The sequence below is a fragment of the Candidatus Pelagibacter sp. Uisw_092 genome (genome assembly GCF_047729545.1).
Classification (GTDB): Bacteria; Pseudomonadota; Alphaproteobacteria; order Pelagibacterales; family Pelagibacteraceae; genus Pelagibacter.
The window spans coordinates 695,866-715,835 of sequence record NZ_CP159824.1 but is presented as its reverse complement, the minus strand read 5'-3'; the positions used below and the strand labels follow the sequence as shown (position 1 = coordinate 715,835).

30 protein-coding genes and 5 tRNA genes are annotated in these 19,970 nt (G+C 29.2%); 23 read left to right on the top strand and 12 right to left on the bottom strand.

Annotation, left to right across the window (positions count from 1 at the left end):
* From purS to sfsA, 5 genes are read right to left on the bottom strand one after another with little or no spacing between them, the layout of a single operon-like run.
* Positions 1 to 243: a phosphoribosylformylglycinamidine synthase subunit PurS gene (gene purS / locus ABXT63_RS03975; RefSeq protein WP_415320244.1), complete on the bottom strand. Its 243-nt coding sequence runs from the start codon at positions 241 to 243 to the stop codon at positions 1 to 3.
* 1 nt (position 244) lies between these two features.
* Positions 245 to 1,027, bottom strand: coding sequence for a phosphoribosylaminoimidazolesuccinocarboxamide synthase (gene purC, locus ABXT63_RS03970; protein WP_415320243.1), 783 nt, complete (start codon positions 1,025 to 1,027; stop codon positions 245 to 247).
* Entirely contained in the window at positions 1,027 to 2,319 is a 1,293-nt protein-coding gene (purB, locus tag ABXT63_RS03965) for an adenylosuccinate lyase (RefSeq protein ID WP_415320241.1), read from the bottom strand. Before purB ends, purC begins: the two co-directional genes overlap by 1 nt.
* Before the next feature lie 3 nt (positions 2,320 to 2,322).
* Positions 2,323 to 3,093: a type I methionyl aminopeptidase gene (gene map, locus ABXT63_RS03960; protein WP_415320240.1), complete on the bottom strand. Its 771-nt coding sequence runs from the start codon at positions 3,091 to 3,093 to the stop codon at positions 2,323 to 2,325.
* Entirely contained in the window at positions 3,086 to 3,784 is a 699-nt protein-coding gene (gene sfsA, locus ABXT63_RS03955) for a DNA/RNA nuclease SfsA (protein WP_415320238.1), read from the bottom strand. The genes map and sfsA overlap by 8 nt, the downstream gene beginning before the upstream one ends.
* A gap of 21 nt (positions 3,785 to 3,805) precedes the next feature.
* On the opposite strand from sfsA, the gene ABXT63_RS03950 reads away from it, so the two are divergent.
* The 9 genes from ABXT63_RS03950 (at position 3,806) to ABXT63_RS03910 (ending at position 10,365) form a co-directional block, all read left to right on the top strand.
* On the top strand, positions 3,806 to 4,555 hold the full coding sequence (locus tag ABXT63_RS03950) for a competence/damage-inducible protein A (protein ID WP_415320236.1): 750 nt from the start codon (positions 3,806 to 3,808) through the stop codon (positions 4,553 to 4,555).
* Between the two features lie 4 nt (positions 4,556 to 4,559).
* Positions 4,560 to 4,961 (top strand): gamma-glutamylcyclotransferase family protein, encoded by a 402-nt coding sequence (locus tag ABXT63_RS03945; RefSeq protein WP_415321940.1) that lies wholly within the window; start codon positions 4,560 to 4,562, stop codon positions 4,959 to 4,961.
* Between the two features lie 34 nt (positions 4,962 to 4,995).
* Positions 4,996 to 6,207: a class I SAM-dependent methyltransferase gene (locus tag ABXT63_RS03940; protein ID WP_415320234.1), complete on the top strand. Its 1,212-nt coding sequence runs from the start codon at positions 4,996 to 4,998 to the stop codon at positions 6,205 to 6,207.
* Positions 6,204 to 7,184: a GDP-mannose 4,6-dehydratase gene (locus tag ABXT63_RS03935; RefSeq protein ID WP_415320232.1), complete on the top strand. Its 981-nt coding sequence runs from the start codon at positions 6,204 to 6,206 to the stop codon at positions 7,182 to 7,184. The genes ABXT63_RS03940 and ABXT63_RS03935 overlap by 4 nt, the downstream gene beginning before the upstream one ends.
* On the top strand, positions 7,177 to 7,875 hold the full coding sequence (locus tag ABXT63_RS03930; protein ID WP_415320230.1) for a glycosyltransferase: 699 nt from the start codon (positions 7,177 to 7,179) through the stop codon (positions 7,873 to 7,875). The genes ABXT63_RS03935 and ABXT63_RS03930 overlap by 8 nt, the downstream gene beginning before the upstream one ends.
* Before the next feature lie 123 nt (positions 7,876 to 7,998).
* On the top strand, positions 7,999 to 8,310 hold the full coding sequence (locus ABXT63_RS03925) for a hypothetical protein (protein ID WP_415320228.1): 312 nt from the start codon (positions 7,999 to 8,001) through the stop codon (positions 8,308 to 8,310).
* Complete coding sequence (locus ABXT63_RS03920; RefSeq protein WP_415320226.1) at positions 8,285 to 9,430, top strand: DegT/DnrJ/EryC1/StrS family aminotransferase; 1,146 nt, start codon at positions 8,285 to 8,287, stop codon at positions 9,428 to 9,430. The genes ABXT63_RS03925 and ABXT63_RS03920 overlap by 26 nt, the downstream gene beginning before the upstream one ends.
* Before the next feature lie 66 nt (positions 9,431 to 9,496).
* A tRNA-Leu gene (locus tag ABXT63_RS03915) sits at positions 9,497 to 9,581 on the top strand.
* Positions 9,582 to 9,585: 4 nt separating this feature from the next.
* Entirely contained in the window at positions 9,586 to 10,365 is a 780-nt protein-coding gene (locus tag ABXT63_RS03910; protein WP_415320224.1) for an NAD kinase, read from the top strand.
* A 157-nt stretch (positions 10,366 to 10,522) separates the two neighbouring features.
* Here ABXT63_RS03910 and ABXT63_RS03905 read toward each other — a convergent pair whose 3' ends face one another.
* Positions 10,523 to 10,897 carry a hypothetical protein gene (locus ABXT63_RS03905; protein ID WP_415320222.1) on the bottom strand — a complete coding sequence of 125 codons (375 nt, stop codon included), beginning with the start codon at positions 10,895 to 10,897 and terminating at the stop codon, positions 10,523 to 10,525.
* A 3-nt stretch (positions 10,898 to 10,900) separates the two neighbouring features.
* Positions 10,901 to 11,413, bottom strand: coding sequence for a hypothetical protein (locus ABXT63_RS03900; protein WP_415320220.1), 513 nt, complete (start codon positions 11,411 to 11,413; stop codon positions 10,901 to 10,903).
* Positions 11,414 to 11,906: 493 nt separating this feature from the next.
* Here ABXT63_RS03900 and ABXT63_RS03895 point away from each other — a divergent pair, with 493 nt between their 5' ends.
* The 4 genes from ABXT63_RS03895 to ABXT63_RS03880 all read left to right on the top strand — a co-directional run bounded on the left by ABXT63_RS03895 (position 11,907) and on the right by ABXT63_RS03880 (position 13,488).
* A complete protein-coding gene (locus ABXT63_RS03895; protein ID WP_415320218.1) occupies positions 11,907 to 12,185 on the top strand; it encodes a hypothetical protein in 279 nt (92 codons plus the stop codon).
* Positions 12,186 to 12,502: 317 nt separating this feature from the next.
* Entirely contained in the window at positions 12,503 to 12,718 is a 216-nt protein-coding gene (locus ABXT63_RS03890; RefSeq protein ID WP_415320216.1) for a hypothetical protein, read from the top strand.
* Positions 12,719 to 12,754: 36 nt separating this feature from the next.
* On the top strand, positions 12,755 to 12,919 hold the full coding sequence (locus ABXT63_RS03885; RefSeq protein ID WP_415320214.1) for a hypothetical protein: 165 nt from the start codon (positions 12,755 to 12,757) through the stop codon (positions 12,917 to 12,919).
* 140 nt (positions 12,920 to 13,059) lie between these two features.
* Positions 13,060 to 13,488 carry a CBS domain-containing protein gene (locus tag ABXT63_RS03880; protein WP_415303652.1) on the top strand — a complete coding sequence of 143 codons (429 nt, stop codon included), beginning with the start codon at positions 13,060 to 13,062 and terminating at the stop codon, positions 13,486 to 13,488.
* A gap of 232 nt (positions 13,489 to 13,720) precedes the next feature.
* Here ABXT63_RS03880 and ABXT63_RS03875 read toward each other — a convergent pair whose 3' ends face one another.
* From ABXT63_RS03875 to ABXT63_RS03855, 5 genes are all read right to left on the bottom strand, one after another.
* A complete protein-coding gene (locus ABXT63_RS03875; RefSeq protein ID WP_415320212.1) occupies positions 13,721 to 14,176 on the bottom strand; it encodes a hypothetical protein in 456 nt (151 codons plus the stop codon).
* A gap of 15 nt (positions 14,177 to 14,191) precedes the next feature.
* Complete coding sequence (locus ABXT63_RS03870) at positions 14,192 to 14,326, bottom strand: hypothetical protein (RefSeq protein ID WP_415276242.1); 135 nt, start codon at positions 14,324 to 14,326, stop codon at positions 14,192 to 14,194.
* Positions 14,327 to 14,697: 371 nt separating this feature from the next.
* Positions 14,698 to 14,773: transfer RNA gene (locus ABXT63_RS03865), tRNA-Thr, on the bottom strand.
* Positions 14,774 to 14,806: 33 nt separating this feature from the next.
* Entirely contained in the window at positions 14,807 to 15,208 is a 402-nt protein-coding gene (locus tag ABXT63_RS03860) for a 23S rRNA (guanosine(2251)-2'-O)-methyltransferase RlmB (RefSeq protein ID WP_415321938.1), read from the bottom strand.
* A 50-nt stretch (positions 15,209 to 15,258) separates the two neighbouring features.
* Positions 15,259 to 15,549 carry an RNA methyltransferase substrate-binding domain-containing protein gene (locus ABXT63_RS03855; protein WP_415320210.1) on the bottom strand — a complete coding sequence of 97 codons (291 nt, stop codon included), beginning with the start codon at positions 15,547 to 15,549 and terminating at the stop codon, positions 15,259 to 15,261.
* A 131-nt stretch (positions 15,550 to 15,680) separates the two neighbouring features.
* On the opposite strand from ABXT63_RS03855, the gene ABXT63_RS03850 reads away from it, so the two are divergent.
* The 10 genes from ABXT63_RS03850 (at position 15,681) to rplL (ending at position 19,959) form a co-directional block, all read left to right on the top strand.
* Positions 15,681 to 15,766, top strand: a tRNA-Tyr gene (locus tag ABXT63_RS03850).
* A 46-nt stretch (positions 15,767 to 15,812) separates the two neighbouring features.
* Positions 15,813 to 15,886 (top strand) — tRNA-Gly (locus ABXT63_RS03845).
* A 45-nt stretch (positions 15,887 to 15,931) separates the two neighbouring features.
* Positions 15,932 to 17,122 (top strand): elongation factor Tu, encoded by a 1,191-nt coding sequence (gene tuf, locus ABXT63_RS03840; protein ID WP_415320208.1) that lies wholly within the window; start codon positions 15,932 to 15,934, stop codon positions 17,120 to 17,122.
* An 8-nt stretch (positions 17,123 to 17,130) separates the two neighbouring features.
* Positions 17,131 to 17,206 (top strand) — tRNA-Trp (locus tag ABXT63_RS03835).
* A 19-nt stretch (positions 17,207 to 17,225) separates the two neighbouring features.
* The gene (gene secE, locus ABXT63_RS03830) at positions 17,226 to 17,417 is read left to right on the top strand and encodes a preprotein translocase subunit SecE (protein WP_415320206.1); all 192 of its coding nucleotides are present in this window, start codon (positions 17,226 to 17,228) and stop codon (positions 17,415 to 17,417) included.
* A complete protein-coding gene (gene nusG, locus ABXT63_RS03825; RefSeq protein ID WP_415320204.1) occupies positions 17,417 to 17,947 on the top strand; it encodes a transcription termination/antitermination protein NusG in 531 nt (176 codons plus the stop codon). Before secE ends, nusG begins: the two co-directional genes overlap by 1 nt.
* Complete coding sequence (gene rplK, locus ABXT63_RS03820; RefSeq protein WP_415320201.1) at positions 17,947 to 18,372, top strand: 50S ribosomal protein L11; 426 nt, start codon at positions 17,947 to 17,949, stop codon at positions 18,370 to 18,372. The genes nusG and rplK overlap by 1 nt, the downstream gene beginning before the upstream one ends.
* Positions 18,372 to 19,061 carry a 50S ribosomal protein L1 gene (gene rplA, locus ABXT63_RS03815; protein WP_415320199.1) on the top strand — a complete coding sequence of 230 codons (690 nt, stop codon included), beginning with the start codon at positions 18,372 to 18,374 and terminating at the stop codon, positions 19,059 to 19,061. Before rplK ends, rplA begins: the two co-directional genes overlap by 1 nt.
* Positions 19,062 to 19,066: 5 nt before the next feature.
* Positions 19,067 to 19,567, top strand: a complete 501-nt coding sequence (rplJ, locus tag ABXT63_RS03810) for a 50S ribosomal protein L10 (RefSeq protein WP_415320197.1) — start codon at positions 19,067 to 19,069, stop codon at positions 19,565 to 19,567.
* A 26-nt stretch (positions 19,568 to 19,593) separates the two neighbouring features.
* The gene (gene rplL, locus ABXT63_RS03805; protein WP_415320195.1) at positions 19,594 to 19,959 is read left to right on the top strand and encodes a 50S ribosomal protein L7/L12; all 366 of its coding nucleotides are present in this window, start codon (positions 19,594 to 19,596) and stop codon (positions 19,957 to 19,959) included.
* The last annotated feature ends 11 nt before the right edge of the window (positions 19,960 to 19,970 follow it).

The following is a 19,970-nucleotide window of genomic DNA, read 5'->3' as shown; positions in this document are numbered from 1 at the left end:
TTATTGTGATCCAATAATTTTAAAGTCTTCTATTACTAAATTTGCTAAAAGTTTTTTACACATCTCTTCAACTCTTGCTTCAGCTTTTTTCTTATCATTTTCTTTTGCATCAATCTCAAAATATTTTCCTTGTCTTACTTCATTGATCCCTTCAAATCCCATACCATCTAAGGTTTGGTGAATAACTTTACCTTGAGGATCTAAAACATCTTTTTTAAGGGTTATAACTACAGATATTTTCATATTATTTTCTTTTTTTAATTGATCTTAATTTTGTAACATTTACAGCACTTAAGTTTGATTGTTCATGTAAAATGCCAAGTCTTTTGGCAACCTCAGTATAAGCTGGAATTAAATCACCTAAGTCTTTACGAAATCTATCTTTATCAAGCTTTTTATCAGTAATACTGTCCCACAATCTACATGTATCAGGGCTAATCTCATCAGCTAAAATAACCTCGTTTTTCCCATTTTCTTTAAGTCTTCCAAACTCAAGTTTGAAATCAATCAGTTTAATTCCAACTCCCCTAAACATTCCAATCATAAAATCATTAATTCTAAGGATCATTTTTTTTACTTTTTCTAATTCAGATTTTGTAGCCCAATCAAAAGCTAAAATATGCTCTTCTGCAATAAGTGGATCACTTAAACTATCATTTTTTAAACAATATTCTAATAGTGGCTGCTTTAAAACCGTTCCATCTTCAATACCAAGTCTTTTAGTAATAGAACCTGTTGCAACATTACGAACAATAAATTCAATAGGAATAATCTCTACCAATTTAATAATTTGTTCTCGCATGTTTAGTCTTTTAACTAAATGGTTTTTAATCCCGATTTGAGTTAGGTTTGATAAAATATGCTCAGATATTCTATTGTTTAAAACACCTTTACCTTCAATGGTTGATTTCTTTAAGTTATTAAAAGCTGTTGCATCATCTTTAAAATACTGGATAACTAAATTTTTATCAGATGTGGCATAAATTATTTTAGCCTTACCTTCGTATAACTTCTTACCTTTTTTCATTATTTAAAAACTCTTCTAAAGATTAAATCTACATTTTTAAAGTGTGATGAGTAATTAAATATAGCCTTCAATCTTTTTGGGGAAATTTTAGCCATTATGAATTCATCATTTGAAATAATATCGAATAAATTTAGATTTTCTGCAAAACATTTTTTTGCATAATTTTGAACCATCTTATAAGCTTGCTCTCTACTTAAACCTGATTTTGTTAATTCAAGCATAATTTCTTGAGAAAAGATAAGGCCTTTTGTTAAGTTTAAATTTTCAATCATTTTTTTTGGATAGACAATCATTTTATCTAAAATGTTTCCAAGTCTCACTAAAGCAAAGTCTAATGTTATGTTTGCATCTGGTCCAATATTTCTTTCAACACTTGAGTGCGAAATATCTCTTTCGTGCCATAGTGCAATATTTTCTAGGGCAGGGATAACAGCACTTCGAACCATCCTTGCAAGCCCTGTTAAATTTTCACTTAATATTGGATTTTTTTTGTGAGGCATTGCTGAAGAACCCTTTTGATCTTTTGAAAAAAATTCTTGCACTTCATAAACTTCTGTTCTTTGTAAATGTCTAATTTCTATTGCAACTCTTTCAACTGATCCAGCAATAATTCCAAGAATAGAAAAATAAAAAGCGTGCCTATCCCTTGGTATTACTTGAGTAGAGATAGGTTCAATTTTTAAACCAAGTTTTTTTGCTACATGTTTTTCAACATTAGGGTTAATATTTGCAAATGTGCCTACTGCACCAGAGATTGCACATGTTGAAATTTCATTAATTGCATCAACTAATCTTTTTCTATTTCGTTTAAACTCCTCATAAAACGAAGCAAGTTTCAGACCAAAAGTGATAGGTTCAGCGTGAATTCCATGACTTCTACCCATACAAGGAGTATATTTATATTTTTTGGCTTGTTTTTTTAAAACCTTTAAAATTTGATCGATATCACTAAGTAGAATTTTACCTGATTGAACTAATTGAATATTTAAACTTGTATCTAGAACATCAGAAGACGTCATACCCTGATGAAGGTATCTTGCTTTAATCCCTGCTTTTTCAGTAATAGAGGTTAAAAATGCTATTACATCATGTTTAACTTTTGATTCAATTTGGTGAATTCTTTTTACATTTATTTTAGCTTTTTTTCTAACAACAGAAGCAACTCCTTTAGGAATTTGACCTAATTTTTCCATGGCTTCAGCAGCTGCAACTTCTACATCGAGCCAAATTTGGTATTTATTTTCTTCTGACCATATGTCAGTAAGTTGTTTTCTAGAGTATCTTTCAATCATTAATTATAAGTAAGGGGGCTTAGAATAACCTTTAACAGATTCTGTAAAGATTTCATAACCATTTTCAGTAATACCTAGTGTGTGCTCAAATTGTGCTGATAAAGATTTATCTTTTGTAACAGCTGTCCACCCATCTTTTAGCATTTTAACATCCCATTCACCCACATTTATCATGGGTTCAATTGTAAAAGTCATACCAGGTTTAAGCTCCATGCCAGTATTTTTTTTGCCATAATGTAAAACATTTGGAGGTTCATGAAATGTAGTACTTATTCCGTGACCACAAAAATCTCTCACAACAGAATAACCTTTTTTTTCTACAAAGGATTGTATTTCATGTCCAATGTCACCAAGTCTTAATCCTGGTTTTAATAATTTTATAGCTTTCATCATAGATTCATAAGTGGTATCAATTAAATTGTTAACTTTAACGGGGGTCTTACCAATACAAAACATTCTACTAGTATCACCATAATGTTCATCAATTATTGCCGTAACATCAACATTAAGAGCATCACCTTCGTTTAGAACTCTGTCGGAAGGTATACCGTGACAGACAACGTGATTTAAAGACGTACATAATGACTTTTTAAAACCTCTATAATAAAGAGGAGCAGAGTAACCTCCATTGTCTCTTATAAACTCATAACCTAATCTATCTATAAATTCTGTAGTCACTCCTGGTTTAATAATTTCTGTAAGCATATCCAGAGTTTGAGCAGCAAGTTTTCCAGCTACTCTCATTTTTTTAAATTTTTCTGAATAATTAGGCATTAATAATTTTAATTTTTTTTTCTATCTTAATTTCTTCTGAACTTATTTTGCAACGATAAGCTAAAAAAATAACTCCAGCTTTTTTTGCAAGTAAATAATTTTTATAATATTCTTTATCAATATCTTTAGCTATCTTAAAGCTCTCAATACCCTGTATTTGAACCAAGAATAATAAATAAGATTTATAACCCTTTTTAATAGCTGTGATAAGTGTTTTTAAATGCCTAGATCCTCTAGAAGTGATTGAATCTGGAAATTCTGCAATTTTTTTATCTCTAAATAATGTAACATTTTTAACTTCAACAAATGTTTTTTGTTTCTTTTTTTCAACTAAGAAGTCAAACCTTGTTTCTTTATCAAAAAAAACCTCAGGTTTAATAATGTCATTATTTGATACTTCTTTAATAAGATTATTTGACAAACCATGATGGGCTATCTTATTTGCAAAATGAGTATTAACACCAACTAAATTTTTCTTAACCCTGATGATTTCTAGTGTGTATTTTAGTTTTCTTTTAGGATCATCATTTTTAGAAATAAAAACTTCGTTTCCTTCATCTAACAAACCTTTCATTGATCCAGTATTTGGACAGTGAGCAGTTACAACTTCTTTATCTAGCTTAATATCTGCAAAAAATCTTTTATATCTTTTTACAAGTTTGCCTTTAATTAAAACTTTGGTAAATTTCATATTTAAATTGTATATTCAAATATGACAAAAAATACAAAAGTTAATGCAGCAATATTAATTATTGGAAATGAAATTCTTTCAGGAAGAACTCTAGATACAAATACTAGTTCGATAGCTCTTTGGTTAAACTCAATAGGTGTTAAAGTTAATGAAGTGCGAGTTATACCAGATATCGAAGATACGATTATTGATACGGTTAATTTTTTAAGAAAAGCCAATGATTACTTGTTTACTACTGGCGGTATTGGTCCAACCCATGATGATATTACAGCTCAATCTATATCAAAAGCATTTGGTCTTGAATATGAGCTTCATAAAGAAGCTTTTAAGATATTAGAAGCCTATTATAAAACAGGTGAATTTAATGAAGGCCGACAAAAAATGGTATGGATGCCAAAAAATGCTTATTTAATTTTAAACCCAACAAGTGGTGCACCTGGATTTAACGTTGAAAATGTTTTTTGTTTACCCGGCGTTCCATCAATTTTAAAATCAATGTTAGGTGGTTTACAGAATAAGATAGTAGGTGGTAAACCAATCTTAAGTCACACTATAAGTTTAAGGACTGTTGAAAGTGAGATTGCTAAATCTCTAACAAGCGTACAAAATAACAACAAAGATTTAGAGATAGGTAGTTACCCATTTTTTCAAGCTGGCAAATTAGGTGTTTCAATTGTTATACGCTCAGATGATCAATCTAAAATTGATAATTGCATCAAAGAGATACTAATTTTTATTCGTGAAAAAAAAATAGAAGTTGTTGACCGATAATCCCATGCTTTATTTTGCTTACGGAAGTAATCTCCATCATTTGCAAATGAAAAGAAGATGTAAGGATAGCATTTTTTTAAAAAAAATTAACTTAAAGGGGTTCAAATTAACCTTCAGAAGCAAGTATAGAGCTGCTGATATTGAGCCAAAAAAAAACTCAAACTTGCCTGGAGCTTTATTTGAAATATCTAAAAGTGATGAAAAAAAACTAGATATATATGAAGATTATCCAATTTTATATAAAAAATATTACTTTAAATATTATGGTAAAAAAGTAATGACTTATATAATGACAAAAAAAACTCCTTTTACATTTCCAACTGAGCGTTACTTAAATATAGTTAGGCGTGGCTATATAGACTGTAAGCTTGATACTAAATATTTAAACAAAGCTTTAAAATATTAATATAATAAGATAAATAATAATTTAATAGTATTTTATGAAAATTCCTAAAACATTTAAAATAAACAAATGTAGGTTGTGTCACAATCGAAAGTTAGAACAAATTCATAATTTTGGAAATCTATTTGTTAGTAACTTTGTTAATAAAATAGATATTAAAAAAGGGGTGAAAGCACCACTAAATCTTGTTTATTGTAAAAATTGTCAGCTCCTTCAATTGGAGCATTCAGCACCACAAGAAATAATGTATAAAAAGTTTTATTGGTATAAGTCCGGTATTACAAAAACAATGAGAGATGGCTTAAAAGAGCTTTACCAAGATATTAAAAAAAATTGTAAAATTAAGGCTGGTGATGTTATTTTAGATATTGGGGCTAATGATGGAACTTTATTAAAATACTTTAAAAAAGATAAAATAATTACAATTGGTTGTGAGCCAGCAAAAAACTTAAAAGATGAACTTAAAAAAAATTGCCATTACACGATTAATGATTTCTGGCACACTAAACACTTAAAAAAACTTCCAAAAAAATATCAAAAGCTGAAAGTTATTTCTGCCATAGGTATGTTTTATGATTTAGAGGATCCATCAGAATTTATTAAACATGCAGCAGACGCACTTGATGATGATGGTATATTTGTAGCACAACTAATGTGCTCTCATTCGATGTTTAAAACAAATGATTTGGGCAATATTTGTCACGAACATCTTGAATATTATTCTTACAATTCACTTAAATATTTATTTGAAAAAAATGGGTTAAAAATTTTTAAAATGAGTGAAAATAAAATTAATGGTGGCTCGTATAGAATTTACTGTAAAAAAAATATTAAAAAATCTATAAAATTTAAAGAAAAGACAGGTTATAACGATATAATTAAATTTATAAAAAAAGTTGAAACAAATAAAAAAAAGACAGTAGAGTTTATTAAAAAGAATATTAAAATGGGAAAAAAAATATTTTTATATGGTGCTTCCACCAAAGGTAATACTCTTTTGCAATATTATGGCCTGACAAGTAAAGAAATTCCTTATGCAGCAGAAAGAAGCAAAACAAAATGGGGTAAATATACAGTTGGATCCGGAGTAAAAATTATATCTGAAGAAAATGCTAGAAAATTAAAACCAGATTATTTTTTTGTAATGCCTTATGGTTTTATAAATGAGTTTTTAATTAGAGAAAAAGATTGGCTTAAAAAAGGTGGAAAATTTTTACTACCATACCCAAAACTTAAAGTAGTTAAATGAAAAGATTTTTAATTTTAGGTGTAACAGGACAAGATGGTTCATACATGACAGATTTTTTGTTAAAAAAAAAATGTCAGGTGCATGGAGTTATACGTAAGTCAGCAACTGGGAATACAAAAAACATTAACCATATTATAAATAATTCTAAAATCTTTAACAAATCATTCTTTTTAGAAAAAGGTGATTTATTGGACTCTATATCTATTAATAATATTATAGATAAGGTTCAGCCAGATGAAATTTACAATTTTGCTGATCAAGACCATGTAGGTTGGAGTCGTGATATTCCACTTTATAGTTACAGCACCACAACTCTGTCAGTTATCCAAATTTTTGAATTCTTGAAAACAAAGAAGAAAAAAATTAAATTTTTTCAACCAGTATCATCTAACATGTTTGGGTTAAGTGAAGAAAAATCTTTGAATGAAAATTCAATATTGTCTCCAACAAGTGTGTACGGTCTCGCTAAAGCATCAACTTACCTTGCATCTAAAATGTATTCTAATATGCATAATTTATTTATATGTGGTGCAATTTATTTTAACCACGAGTCACCAAGAAGATCTGACGAATATGTAACTAAAAAAATTATTAAAGGAGTATGCGACATTTACCTTGGTAAAAAAAAATTTCTACATCTAGGTGATATTAGTGCCAAAATTGACTGGGGATACGCAAAAGATTATGTGGAAACTGCATGGAAAATAATGCAACAAAAAAAGCCTGACTTTTTTATTATAGGAACAGGAACAAATACTTCAGTCAAAAAATTTACTCAAGAATGTTTTAAATATGTTGGGCTTGATTATAAAAAATATTTAAAAATTGATTCAAAGCTTATAAGAAAAAATAAAACAAAAAACTTAAAAGCAAATTTAACAAAAGCTAAAAAAATTTTAAAATACAAAGTTAAAACAAATATTAATGATCTAATAAAGATAATGATGGAAAATGAATTAAAAAAATATAATGAATAAAAGAATTTCAATTATTTTAACAACATACAATGAGGCTCAAGAAATAAAAGAAACAATAAATGAAATTAATAAATTTTTACCTACAGCAGAAATTATATTAATTGATGACAATTCCACTGATGAAACTATCAAAGAGGCAAAAAGTCTTAATAACCAAAATTTAATTTGTTATTCACGTAAAAGTAGAGGACTAGCATCTGCTTTTTTAGTGGGTTTAATTAATTCGTCTGGAGATATTGTGGGGTGGGTAAACTCGAATATGAGCAACGTCATTAAAAACTATCCAAAAATGATCAGTAAATTAGATGAAGCTGATGTAGTGATTTTATCAAGATACATGGAGGGCTCATCCGATGAACGTAATAAATTTAGAGTTTTTGCGAGTTATTTTTTAAACAAATTTTCAAAGTTTATTTTAAGATCAAAAATTAATGACATTACTAGTGGGCTGCACGTTATGAAGCGAGAGGTTATTTTATCTGAAATTCCGATTGCATTTGGTCATGGAGAGTTTTTTATGGAATTTGTGATTAGGTTGGAAAGAAAAAATCATAAGATTATTGAATTACCCTACACTCATACAATAGATAAAGAAGGTAATAGTAAAAGTTTTCCAAACCTATATACATTTTCTATATTAGGTTTTTTTTATATTTTAAGATTATTAAGGACTATTTTTAAAAGACAATAAAATTATGGTTGAAAAAATTTATCACAAAAAAAAACTCTATGCACTAATTGTAAGAGCAAAGTACAGAAAAAAAAAGGTATAAGTTTTTTTACACCTAGTGACACAAATCAGCAGTTTGGCTATATGAAGCACAATATGGGTCACTTAATTAAACCCCACAAACATAAGAAAAGAACAACTAAGATTTTTTATACAACTGAAGTGATAATAATATTTAAGGGTTCTTTAAGAGTGGACTTTTATGATCAAAAGCAAAAATATTTATCTAGTAGAGTTCTTGGTGCAAAAGATATTATTATGCTTGTTCATGGTGGTCACGGATTTAAAGTATTAAAAAAAGTAGAAATGCTTGAAGTTAAACAAGGCCCTTATAGTGCAGAAAAAGATAAAATTAAATTTAATGAAATTGATGAAGCAAAAATTAAAATTAAATAAAGTAAATTTTTTTCCAGTAAGTAAACCCACTATATCTAAACAAGATATTCTGGCTGTTAACAAAACTTTAAAAAATGGATGGATTTCTTCTAATGGCCCTGAAATAAATAAGTTTGAAAAGGAATTTTCAAAATTAGTAAGCAGAAAGTATTCTACAACAGTATCGAATGGTACGGCAGCTTTAGAAGTAGCCATAAAAGCCCTAGGTATTACAAAGGATGATGAGGTATTAATCCCAAATTTTACAATTATTTCGAACGCACTTGCTGTCTTAAGACAACAAGCAACACCAGTTTTGATTGATTGTAATCTGGAAAATTGGAATATAAAAATTGAAGATATAGAAAAAAAAATTACAAAAAAAACAAAAGCCATAATTATAACTCATATTTATTCTTTCCCAAATGACATGGATAAGATTCTAAAAATTTGTAAAAAATATAACATTTTAGTAATTGAAGATGCCGCAGAACTTATTGGATCAAACTATAAAAATAAAAAATGTGGATCATTTGGTGATATTAGCACATTTAGTTTTTATGCTAATAAACAAATTACAACAGGTGAAGGAGGAATGATATCTACTAACAGTGTGTCGCTTTATGAAAAATGCAACTCTTTAAAAAATTTATGTTTTGGATCAATAGATAGATTTAATCATGTTGATATAGGATGGAATTATAGGATGACAAATATGCAAGCAGCACTTGGACTAAGTCAATTAAAAAATATTAAAGTCACAGTAAAAAAAAAGATAGAGATTGGTAATCGTTATTATAAAGAACTACACAAAAATAAAAATATTCAAATTTTACCACCTTCCAATAATTATTCAAAAAACATTTATTGGATAATTGGAATTCTTGTTAAAAATAAAAAGATTAATGTTAAAAAGATTACAAATAAACTCTTATCCTTTGGTATTCAAACTAGGCCTTTTTTCTGGCCGATGAATGAACAAAAAATTTTTAAAAAATTAAAAATTTTTGATAATAAAAATAACAAATATCCAAATTCACAGCACTTATCTCGAAATGGTTTTTATTTACCTTCTTATTTAGAGCTCAAAAATAATGAAATTGATTATATTTGTAATATTGTTAATAAAGTAATTAGATGAGTCAATTCATTATAAAAAAAAGTTGAGTTATATATAAATACAAATATAACGATGAAAATTAAATATGCCCTCGTGGTGAAATTGGTAGACACAACGGACTTAAAATCCGTGCCTTTTTGGAGTGCCAGTTCGAGTTTGGCCGAGGGCACCATTAAATGAACTATAAAATCTGCTTAGTTTTTGATAAAACAAAAAGTTCACTTAAAATTAAATCTCTTATAAAAAAAAAGATTGAAACTACCAATATAAAAAAATGTAATATAATAATTGTCCTAGGTGGTGATGGCTTCATGCTTCAAACTTTAAAAAAATTGTATAAATTTAAGAAACCTTTTTATGGAATAAATTCTGGTAATTATGGTTTTTTAATGAACAAGTTTTCTAATAAGAATTTTCTTAAAAACTTAAAAACTTCAAGAAACATTAAGATTTACCCTTTGCAAATGACTGTAACTACTAAAAATAAACAGATAAAAAAATCAATAGCAATTAATGAAATATCAATTTTAAGACAAAGTAAGCAAGCCTCAACAATTTCAATAATCACAAATAAAAAAAATATAATAAAAAAATTAATTTCTGATGGGGTTTTAGTTTCAACACCTGCAGGAAGTACTGCTTATAATTTATCTGCACATGGTCCTATTTTAAACCTAGATTCTAAAAAATTAACAATTACACCCATCAGTCCCTTTAGGCCAAGAAGATGGAAAGGTACCATTGTTAGTGATAAATCTAAAATCATAATTAAGAATTTAGATACTGATAAAAGACCCATTAGTTCTGTAGCAGATAATTTTGAAGTTAGAAATGCAAAGACAATTAAAATTCAAACAAATAAAAAAATTATTTTTGATTTATTGTATGATAAAAATAACAGTCTATATAAAAAAATAAAAATAGAACAAGTTAGAAAAGAAACTAATAATAACTAAAATAACGGTACGCACAAACAGGGTCGAGCAGAGGACCTATTAATTATAAATCAAAAAACTAACAAAATTTCTTTTCATTAACTATTGTTACTACTTACTTCTAGACTCACGTCAAGTTAGTTAAAGATATTTCACTTCAATTTCACTTCATACAATTTTATTCTATATTATCTGTTTTAACATCACACTTATAGTGCTCTAAAAACTTTTTATTTTTATAATCATATTTAGACATTGTCATAGTAGGCCCTGTCTCTCCTGCAAATACTATCATTTGAAAACCCAATTCATAATCTGCAAATCTTGCAGTTACTTGATTTTCACTTATGTCTAGTTTATTAGCTTCAATCATTACAAATTGACTCTTCTCTTTATCGAAGTATTGAAGTCCTACTGCTTGTAATGTGAATTTCAAAGGATCATAATTCCTACCAAAGACCGATTTCATATTAAGACATGAAATATTCAAACCTTGGTCAGCATTTGATGTTGTTGGTAATAGTAACAAGATAATTATAATAATTCTTAACATTACCTAACTATTCAAATGATTAATGGTTTCACAAAGCTTATTAGCTTTTAATATAGACGGAACAAGCTTATCTAACTTCCAATTGTTAGTGGTTATATCGAAATATTTGGCTGCTTTAAAGTCGATCCCATCTACTATCTCAATTTCATACTTATTCTCTTTTTTATAAAAATTGTTTAAGCGATGGATGTATTCTTTAACTGGAAACTCTCCCAAGGAAAAAGTAACTCTAAACCCAATTAAAAAAGGATTAACTGCCTGAACTTTAGCTGTAAAATCTTCTCCATTAACTTTGATTGGAACATTTTTACCCTCTAGTTGATATATATCACCAGGTTTTTCATAAGTGACAAAGGTAAAGTTATTATAGACAGTTTCACAATTTTCTCTCGATCCTATAAAGAAATTTAAACTATCACCATGAACTACTTCACCGCTAACTCTCGCATAAGATAGAGTTTCATACCTATCGATCGTCCACTCTTCCTCAGCTTGTGCTTGGTAGGCAATTATCATTAAAAAAAGAATTAAATGGGCTGAAACAAAGATAAGGAACCGCTTCAAGACTTAAGCTCCACATTTATACCGATTTTTTTGAGGGTTCTAATTATTTTATCCCAGACGATAGAATTATGGTCGCTTGGGCTAATTTCAAATTTAAAAGTTTGTTTGTAAACTGGGCTACAGTTATCGTAAGCTATATAAGCACTTACATGACAGTATTTATTAATACGGTCTATTTCCATATATCAAAACTCCTATTGTTGGTTGTATTTTTTAAGCTAAGTAATTTGTAGTTGGTAATGGTTTCACTCCTCTTCCAATCAAGAGGTCTACGTAAAGAGGAATATAAGGAAAAAAAACGTAAACGCGAAAAAAGGAATGAAATCCAATGCATGATTCTAATAGATCATTACTGTTTGTTAAAAACTTGCTCTAATAATGTTTTATTTATGAATGTTTAAATAAATAAAATAGTCAATCACTTGTGATTTTGTTAAGCTGAATTATGAATAAAGGTTCTTTTGAATTCATAGAAAATAAAATTAGAAATAATTTTACTAGTGAAACTGACAAAGGTAAAAAATTTTCGGATTTATATAAAATTTTTTTTGAAAATTATCCTTTATATAAAATTACTTCAATAAAATTGAGACGGTTTAAAGTATTTTTTATACGGGAAAAAGCATGGGAAGAAGGTTTGTTTAAATTTTCGAAATTATATTATTCTGCTAAACCATATTCAATAAATATATTTAACATAAAAGAAAATAAATGTTTTGAATAGGGTATTTGCAGATGATATGATTTAAACAATCAATAAAGGAGGTCGATTATGAGCCTATCACCACCTGAAATTTAGCTGGTTGTGACTAAATAATAAAAGACTAACTAAGATCAAGAAAACATAAATCCATTAATATGGATTTTGGCGTAGACCGCCACTTATAGGGGAACTCTTTTGGAGTTTACCGAAAGGGTGACCCCCTTAAAATTAGAAAATATAATTTTAAAATAATTATGTCTACTATGATTTTAAAAAGTTTTAACATTAATTTACATTATTAATTTAGTAAAATTACACAATACGTAGAGATTGTTTAATTGGAGTATCCAAAAGTTAAGCAAGATAATAAATTTATGGAGATTGTTCGAGGAATAAGATTTAAAAAATTCTTAGAAGAAGAAGCTGAAAAAAAAAGAAATCAATTAGCAGAAAGTTCTGAGGAATCTAAAAGAAATAAAAAAGAACGAACTACATCAGAAAAACTCCAAGAGAAATTAGAACCATTATCACCTTGTCCAATGTCAGATGAATAAAAATTAATATGATAAATTGTTTTGTTCAGAGTGATTATGATCAAATATATGAAAATAAAAGAAAAACACAAAGATCTTAAAAAAAAAGTAACTGTTGCTGAAAAACAAAGAAGCTCAAAAAGAGGACCTAAAAGTTGGTACGATTTAAGAACCTTAAAGAAGCTTAAATTAGTTATGAAAGATGAGCTGTCAAAAAAATAAGTGGGGTTATTCTATAATTCTTAGTTAGCAACAAGTTGATAGAGCAAAAATTTGAAGTTTGAACGAAATTAAAACCTATCTACGAGTAACATTTTTGTGCTAGGATCTTAATGGTAATAAAATAAGCATATAATATAAAAATGGCGAGAAAACTTGTTACAAAACTTTCTAATAGAGAATGTTTTACATTAACTGAAAAAGATACATTAAAGACAGCAAGCAACAAACTTCAAACACATAACGTCGGTGTGATGCCGGTATTAAGTGAACACGATAAAAGTGTAATTGGAATTATTTCTGAGAGAGATCTTGCTCGATATATTTATAAAGATGAATTCAGCAGTGAATTACTGGTTACCAAAATAATGACTACAAATATAATATCTTGTAATCTAAACACTTCTGTTACAGAATTAATGGAAATAATTTCTAATCATAAAATTAGACATATCCCTATAATAGAAGAAAAAAAACTATTAGGCATTGTGTCTATTGGAGATGTGGTAAATCATATTATTGAACAGTATAAAGATGAAAATCAACATTTAAGAGATTTTATAAATAAATAATAAAATTTTAATAATAAAAAATATACTTCTTAGGCCATTTCAAAGAACATATTATCAATTATAATTTTAGGCCTGTTATGGTTTAATATTATATTGCTTATAACTCTAACTGTGACATTTAAAATTGATAAAACATTCAACCTCATTTGCTTATTCTGATCGCAGTTATTCTAAATTTACTTTGAAATCTTTAATGGCAGATCTGATGTTACATCAAATCTTTCTTTTTTTGTTATATCTTCAACCTGTTTAGCTTTTTTTCTAAACACCATTTTTCATAAATTTTACAAAATGTGTATATGCCGTTGTATCTATCAATCATTCTCACATTATCTAACTCATCTTTTATCAAAAATTTAATATCATATAATTCCTTAATATTAACTTCTGTTAGAATTTCTCTTGAGTCAGGGTTATAATATCCAGAACCATCTTCACATGGTGTTTCTAAAACTTCATCTATATATTTTTGAAAAACTTTTCCTCTAACAAATTTTTCTTCAAAGTCTTGAGAGTTAATAGTTTCATAAATTAATCTTCTTAAAGGAGGCTTATTCATCTCAAACCACATTATAAGTAATTCGTAATAAATTAATTCATACAATCTTATATGTATGGGTTTGCCCTTAACTATTCTTGACCAGTTAAGATATCTTCTTATATCTATATTTCTTTCAATACTTTTCATGACAAGTATTTTTTATTAACCTCCTTTAATTGTAGTGTAGCCACATCTTTTGCACTCAAGTGTTGTAACTCTATCTGTTGGTCCAAAACCAAACTCAATATTTAACGTTTTGTAGTCATGTATGCCCATAAAACAGAGTATTTTTATCATTTTCAAAAACATAATTTTGACACTTTAAATTGTTAAATTTATTTTTTGATGGTCAGCTGATAGCTGAAATGATTGCGGTGATTAGAGAAATTATTATACCGCAGAATTAGATAAAGTTCTACAAGTGTTCAGCTATTTTAAACTTATTTAATTAAGTAGAGATCTTTTTAAACTTTTTTTAACTTCATTAATATTTAAACTATTAAACACAATCCAATTAAACACACGATGTAGAATGATATTTAATATTTAGTGGAAATATAATTATTTAAATAGGTTTTAATATTAATTTTTGGTTAAATAATCATATGGCTATTAAAATAAAGATGGCTGACAAAAGAAAAAAAAAGTGAAATAAGTAAAGGATTGTGTGGTGCCCCCGCACGGAGTTGAACCGCGGACCTATTGATTACAAATCAATTGCTCTACCAGCTGAGCTACAAGGGCATAATTGGTTTCTATTAAGAAATCTTAAACTAATCAAGAATTTTTTTTTAAATAACTTAAATGATGAAATACAATTGCTGCACTATTTGAGATATTTAAGCTTTCAACATCTTTATTTATATCAATCTTTACTAAAAAATCCGTATATTTACCCGTATGTTCCCTCATACCAAACCCTTCAGAGCCAAATAAAAGAACATTTTTTCCAGTCCATTTAATATCTACAAAATTTTTATCTCCCTTTGCATCAAAACCATAAACCCAAAAGTTTTTTTCTCTTAAATTTTTAAGTGTTGAGTTTATGTTGGAAACTTCAAATATATTTAAATGTTCCATACAGCCACTTGCTGCTTTGTACATTAGTTTGCTATCAGAGGGGAATTGTCTTTCTTTAACTATTAAACCATCAATATCAAAAGAAGCAGCACTTCTTATTAATGAGCCAATATTTCTTGGATCAGTTACCTCATCAATACAAACAAATGTTAGATCGTTTTTTTTTTTATGAATTCTTTTAATTCAGGTTGATCTAAATGTTCAACCTCAGCAATATAACCTCCATGCATCATTTGATCTTTTGAAGTGTATTTGTCTAATTCTTTTTTTGATTTAAAATAAACTTTTACATCTTCAAGGACATTCTTTTTTGGATTTTTTCGATGAATATTTTTTTTACTTTCTTCTGTTAAAAAAACTTTTAAAACCTTTCTTTTAGGGTTTCTAAGAGCCTCAATAACGGCATGTTGACCTACGATTAAAAATGATGATTTATTCATATATATTGGTTAGTTTTATACGTATTTTAACGTCTTTTCCTAGTAAATCTCGTGTTGCAATTGCATAAGAAAAATATATAAAACGCATGTTGTTTGAAGCTTTTATTGAACAGGGGACACTTCCCCAATAAGGAGGGGTTCCAGAGCGGTCAAATGGGGCGGGCTGTAAACCCGTTGACTTCGGTCTTCGAAAGTTCGAATCTTTCCCCCTCCACCATTCAATAAATTTTTTAATAACAATGGAGTGTTATTCTTGATGTTGTGCGGGTGTAGTTCAATGGTAGAACGCTAGCCTTCCAAGCTGGATGTAAGAGTTCGATTCTCTTTACCCGCTCCAAGAAAAAAGAAATTATTAATAAAACTAAACTGAGGTAAAAAAGTAATGTCAAAAGAAAAGTTCGTAAGAAACAAACCACACTGTAACATTGGAACAATTGGTCATGTTGATCATGGTAAAACAACTTTAACTGCAGCGATCACAATTACGTTGGCTGAAACCGGTGGAGCAAAAGCGGTTGCTTACGATCAGATTGACAAAGCACCTGAAGAAAAAGAAAGAGGAATTACAATTTCTACTGCTCACGTTGAGTATGAAACTGAGAAGAGACATTACGCACACGTTGATTGTCCAGGTCACGCTGACTATGTAAAAAATATGATTACAGGTGCAGCTCAAATGGATGGTGCAATTTTAGTAGTTAATGCTGCAGACGGCCCTATGCCTCAAACTAGAGAGCACATTCTTCTAGGAAGACAAGTTGGTATTCCTTCGATCGTTGTTTACTTAAATAAAGTTGACCAAGTAGACGATAAAGATATGATCGAACTTGTAGAAGAAGAAATTAGAGAACTTTTAACTTCTTACAAATATCCTGGTGAAACAACTCCTATCATTAAAGGATCAGCATTAGCGGCTGTTGAAGGTAGAGATGAAGAAATAGGAAAAAATTCTATATTGGAACTAATGAAAGCAGTTGATGAATTTATTCCTCAACCTGCCAGAGATGTTGATAAACCATTTCTAATGCCTGTTGAGGATGTTTTTTCAATTTCAGGAAGAGGAACAGTTGCAACTGGCAGAATTGAATCTGGTGTTATTAAAACTGGTGAAGAAGTTGAAATTGTTGGTGTCACTGAAACTAAAAAATCAGTTTGTACTGGTGTTGAGATGTTTAGAAAACTTTTAGATTCTGGAGAAGCAGGAGATAATGTTGGTATTCTATTAAGAGGTGTTGAGAGAGATGATATTCAAAGAGGACAAGTTCTTTGTAAAACTGGCTCAATTACTCCCCACACTAAATTTGAAGCTCAGGCATATGTACTAAAAAAAGATGAAGGTGGAAGACACACTCCTTTCTTTACTAAATACAGACCTCAGTTTTATTTTAGAACAACAGACGTGACAGGTGAAGTAACATTACCAGCTGGAACAGAAATGGTTATGCCAGGTGATGATGCTAAATTCACTGTTACCTTGATTACTCCAATTGCAATGAGTGAAAAACTAAATTTTGCCATTCGTGAAGGTGGAAGAACAGTTGGGGCTGGAGTAGTAACAAAAATTATAGAGTAAACTTCTATAGGAGTGTAGCTCAATTGGTAGAGCGCCGGTCTCCAAAACCGGAGGCTGAGGGTTCGAGTCCCTCCGCTCCTGCCAATAAGCTGAATAATATATTATGAAAAACCCAATGAAATTTATACAAGAAGTCAAACAAGAAGCCTTTAAAGTTTCTTGGCCCACTGGAAAAGAGACAATACAAGGTGCATTGATGGTATTTGCTATGGCAGTAATTATGTCTCTTTTCTTTTTGCTTCTTGATCAAGTTCTTAAATTTTTGTTGGAAGTTTTACTAAAGGTAAGTATTTAATGAAAAATTGGTACATTGTTCAATCCCACTCAAACTTTGAAAATAAAGTTGCTGGTCTAATTAAAGAAGAAGCAGAAAAAGCAAATATTTCTGATAAAATTGAAGAAATTGTAGTTCCAACACACGATGTAACTGAAGTTAAAAGAGGGAAGAGAATTCAGAGAAAAAAGAAATATTTTCCTGGTTACGTATTAATAAAGAGTGAAATGAATAATGATCTTTACCATATGATTAAAAACTTAAAGAGAGTAAGTGGGTTTTTAGGATCTAAAGGTATTCCTGTCCCAGTATCAGACAAAGAAATTGAAAAGATTTTAGGCCAAATAAAAGATGGTGTAGCTCAGCCAAAATCTGGTATAGAATACAGCATTGGTGAAAAAGTTCAGGTAATTGATGGTCCTTTTGCATCATTTAATGGTATGGTTGAAGATATTGATGAAGAAAAATTAAGACTTAAGGTATCAGTGTCAATATTTGGAAGGCCAACGCCAGTTGATTTAGAGTATAACCAAGTAGAGAAAGTAAGTTAATGGCAAGAGAAATTAGTGGATATATAAAGTTACAAATTATGGGTGGGCAAGCTAATCCTGCACCACCAGTTGGTCCAGCTTTAGGACAACGTGGTATTAACATAATGGAATTCTGTAAAGCTTTTAATGATAAAACCAAAGCTTTTGCAGGTAAACCAATTCCAGTAATTATTACAGTTTATAAAGATAAAAAGTTTGATTTTGAAATTAAATCACCTCCAGCATCTCACTTTATAAAAGAAGCTGCAAAATTAAAAGGTGGCTCAAAAGAACCAGGTAGAGTTATAGCTGGATCAATTACAAAAAAACAAGCTGAAGAAATAGCAACACAAAAAATGAAGGACCTTAACGCTCATAGTTTAGAACAGGCAGTAAAAATTATTGCTGGCTCAGCAAGGTCAATGGGGATAGAGGTTAAAGATTAATGAAATCAAAAAGATTTAAAAAATTACCTGAGAAAACTAAAAACTTAAATTCTGAGTTAGTGGAAAAACTGTTGGCAGATGTAAAAAAAAATTGCACAACAAAATTTGATGAATCAATCGATTTATCTTTTCAGGTTAACAACAAGCAAAAAAAAGGTGAAGTTAATATTAGGACTGTAGTAAATTTACCAGGTGGAAATGGGAAAAAAGTAAAAGTTGCCGTTGTTTGTGAAGACGCTAAAGCACAAGAAGCTAAAGAAGCAGGCGCAGACATAGTTGGTAGCGATGATTTTATTGATAAAATTAAAGCGGGTGAACTTAATTTTGAAAAATTAATTTGTACACCTGGAATGATGGTTAAACTTTCAAAACTTGGAAAAGTTTTAGGACCAAAAGGTCTAATGCCAAATCCAAAACTTGGATCTGTTTCTGACGATGTGAAGCAAGCAGTGACTGATGCCAAGTCTGGTCAAGCAGAAATTAGAAATGATAAAGATGGAAATATTGGTGTTAGTATTGGAAAAAAATCATTTCATGATGATCAGCTATTAAAAAATTATTATGCTATTCTGGATACTTTAGAAAAAGAAAAAGGTAACCTTACTTTAAAAGGTGATTTAATTAAGAATACTTTTATAACGTCTAGTATGGGTGTATCTTACAAAGTTAAACTAGGAAAAGTGATATAGTTATGATGAACAAGGATCAAAAAAAGAATTACATCGCTGAGATGGAATCTCAATTTCAAAATAATGAAGCTATATTGGTTACTCATTATCAGGGTCTTACTATGTCTCAACTTGATGAATTAAGAGCTCAAATGAGAGAGCATGGGATTAAATTTAAGATTACTAAAAATAGAATAACTAAGCTAGCACTTGAAAAAACGAAGTGTAAGGATCTTTCTAATCTGTTTACTGGTGCTACAGCTGTTGCTTTCTCAGATGATGCAATTATGTCCGCTAGAATTTTATCAAAATTTGCAAAAAACAATGAAAACCTAAAACTTTTAGGTGGAATCATGGGTAGTGATATTTTAGACCAAACTGGAGTACAAAATGTAGCTAATTTACCAACACTAGATGAGGCAAGAGCTAATATTGTTGGAATTTTATCAGCACCAGCATCAAAATTTGTAAGTATTTTACTTGCACGTTCCGAAAAAATGAGTACTTTGAGCCCAGAAAATTCTTAAAAAACAACCTAAAGAGTAAAAAAAATATGCCAGATCTAAATAAAATTATTGAAGACTTATCAAGTTTAACTGTTGTTGAAGCAGCTGAACTTTCAAAACAACTTGAAGAAAAATGGGGTGTTACAGCTATGGCTGCAGCAGCACCAGCAGCAGCAGTGGGTGGAGCAGCTGAAGAAGCTAAAGATGATTTTACAGTTATGTTAATTTCAGCTGGTGATAAAAAAATTAATGTTATTAAAGAAGTTAGAGCCGCAACATCTTTAGGCTTAAAAGAAGCAAAAGATCTTGTTGAAGGTGCACCAAAAGAAGTAAAATCTGGTGTTAATAAAAAAGATGCTGAAGAACTTAAGACTAAATTAGAAGCAGCAGGCGCAAAAGTAGAACTTAAATAAATTAATTAGAA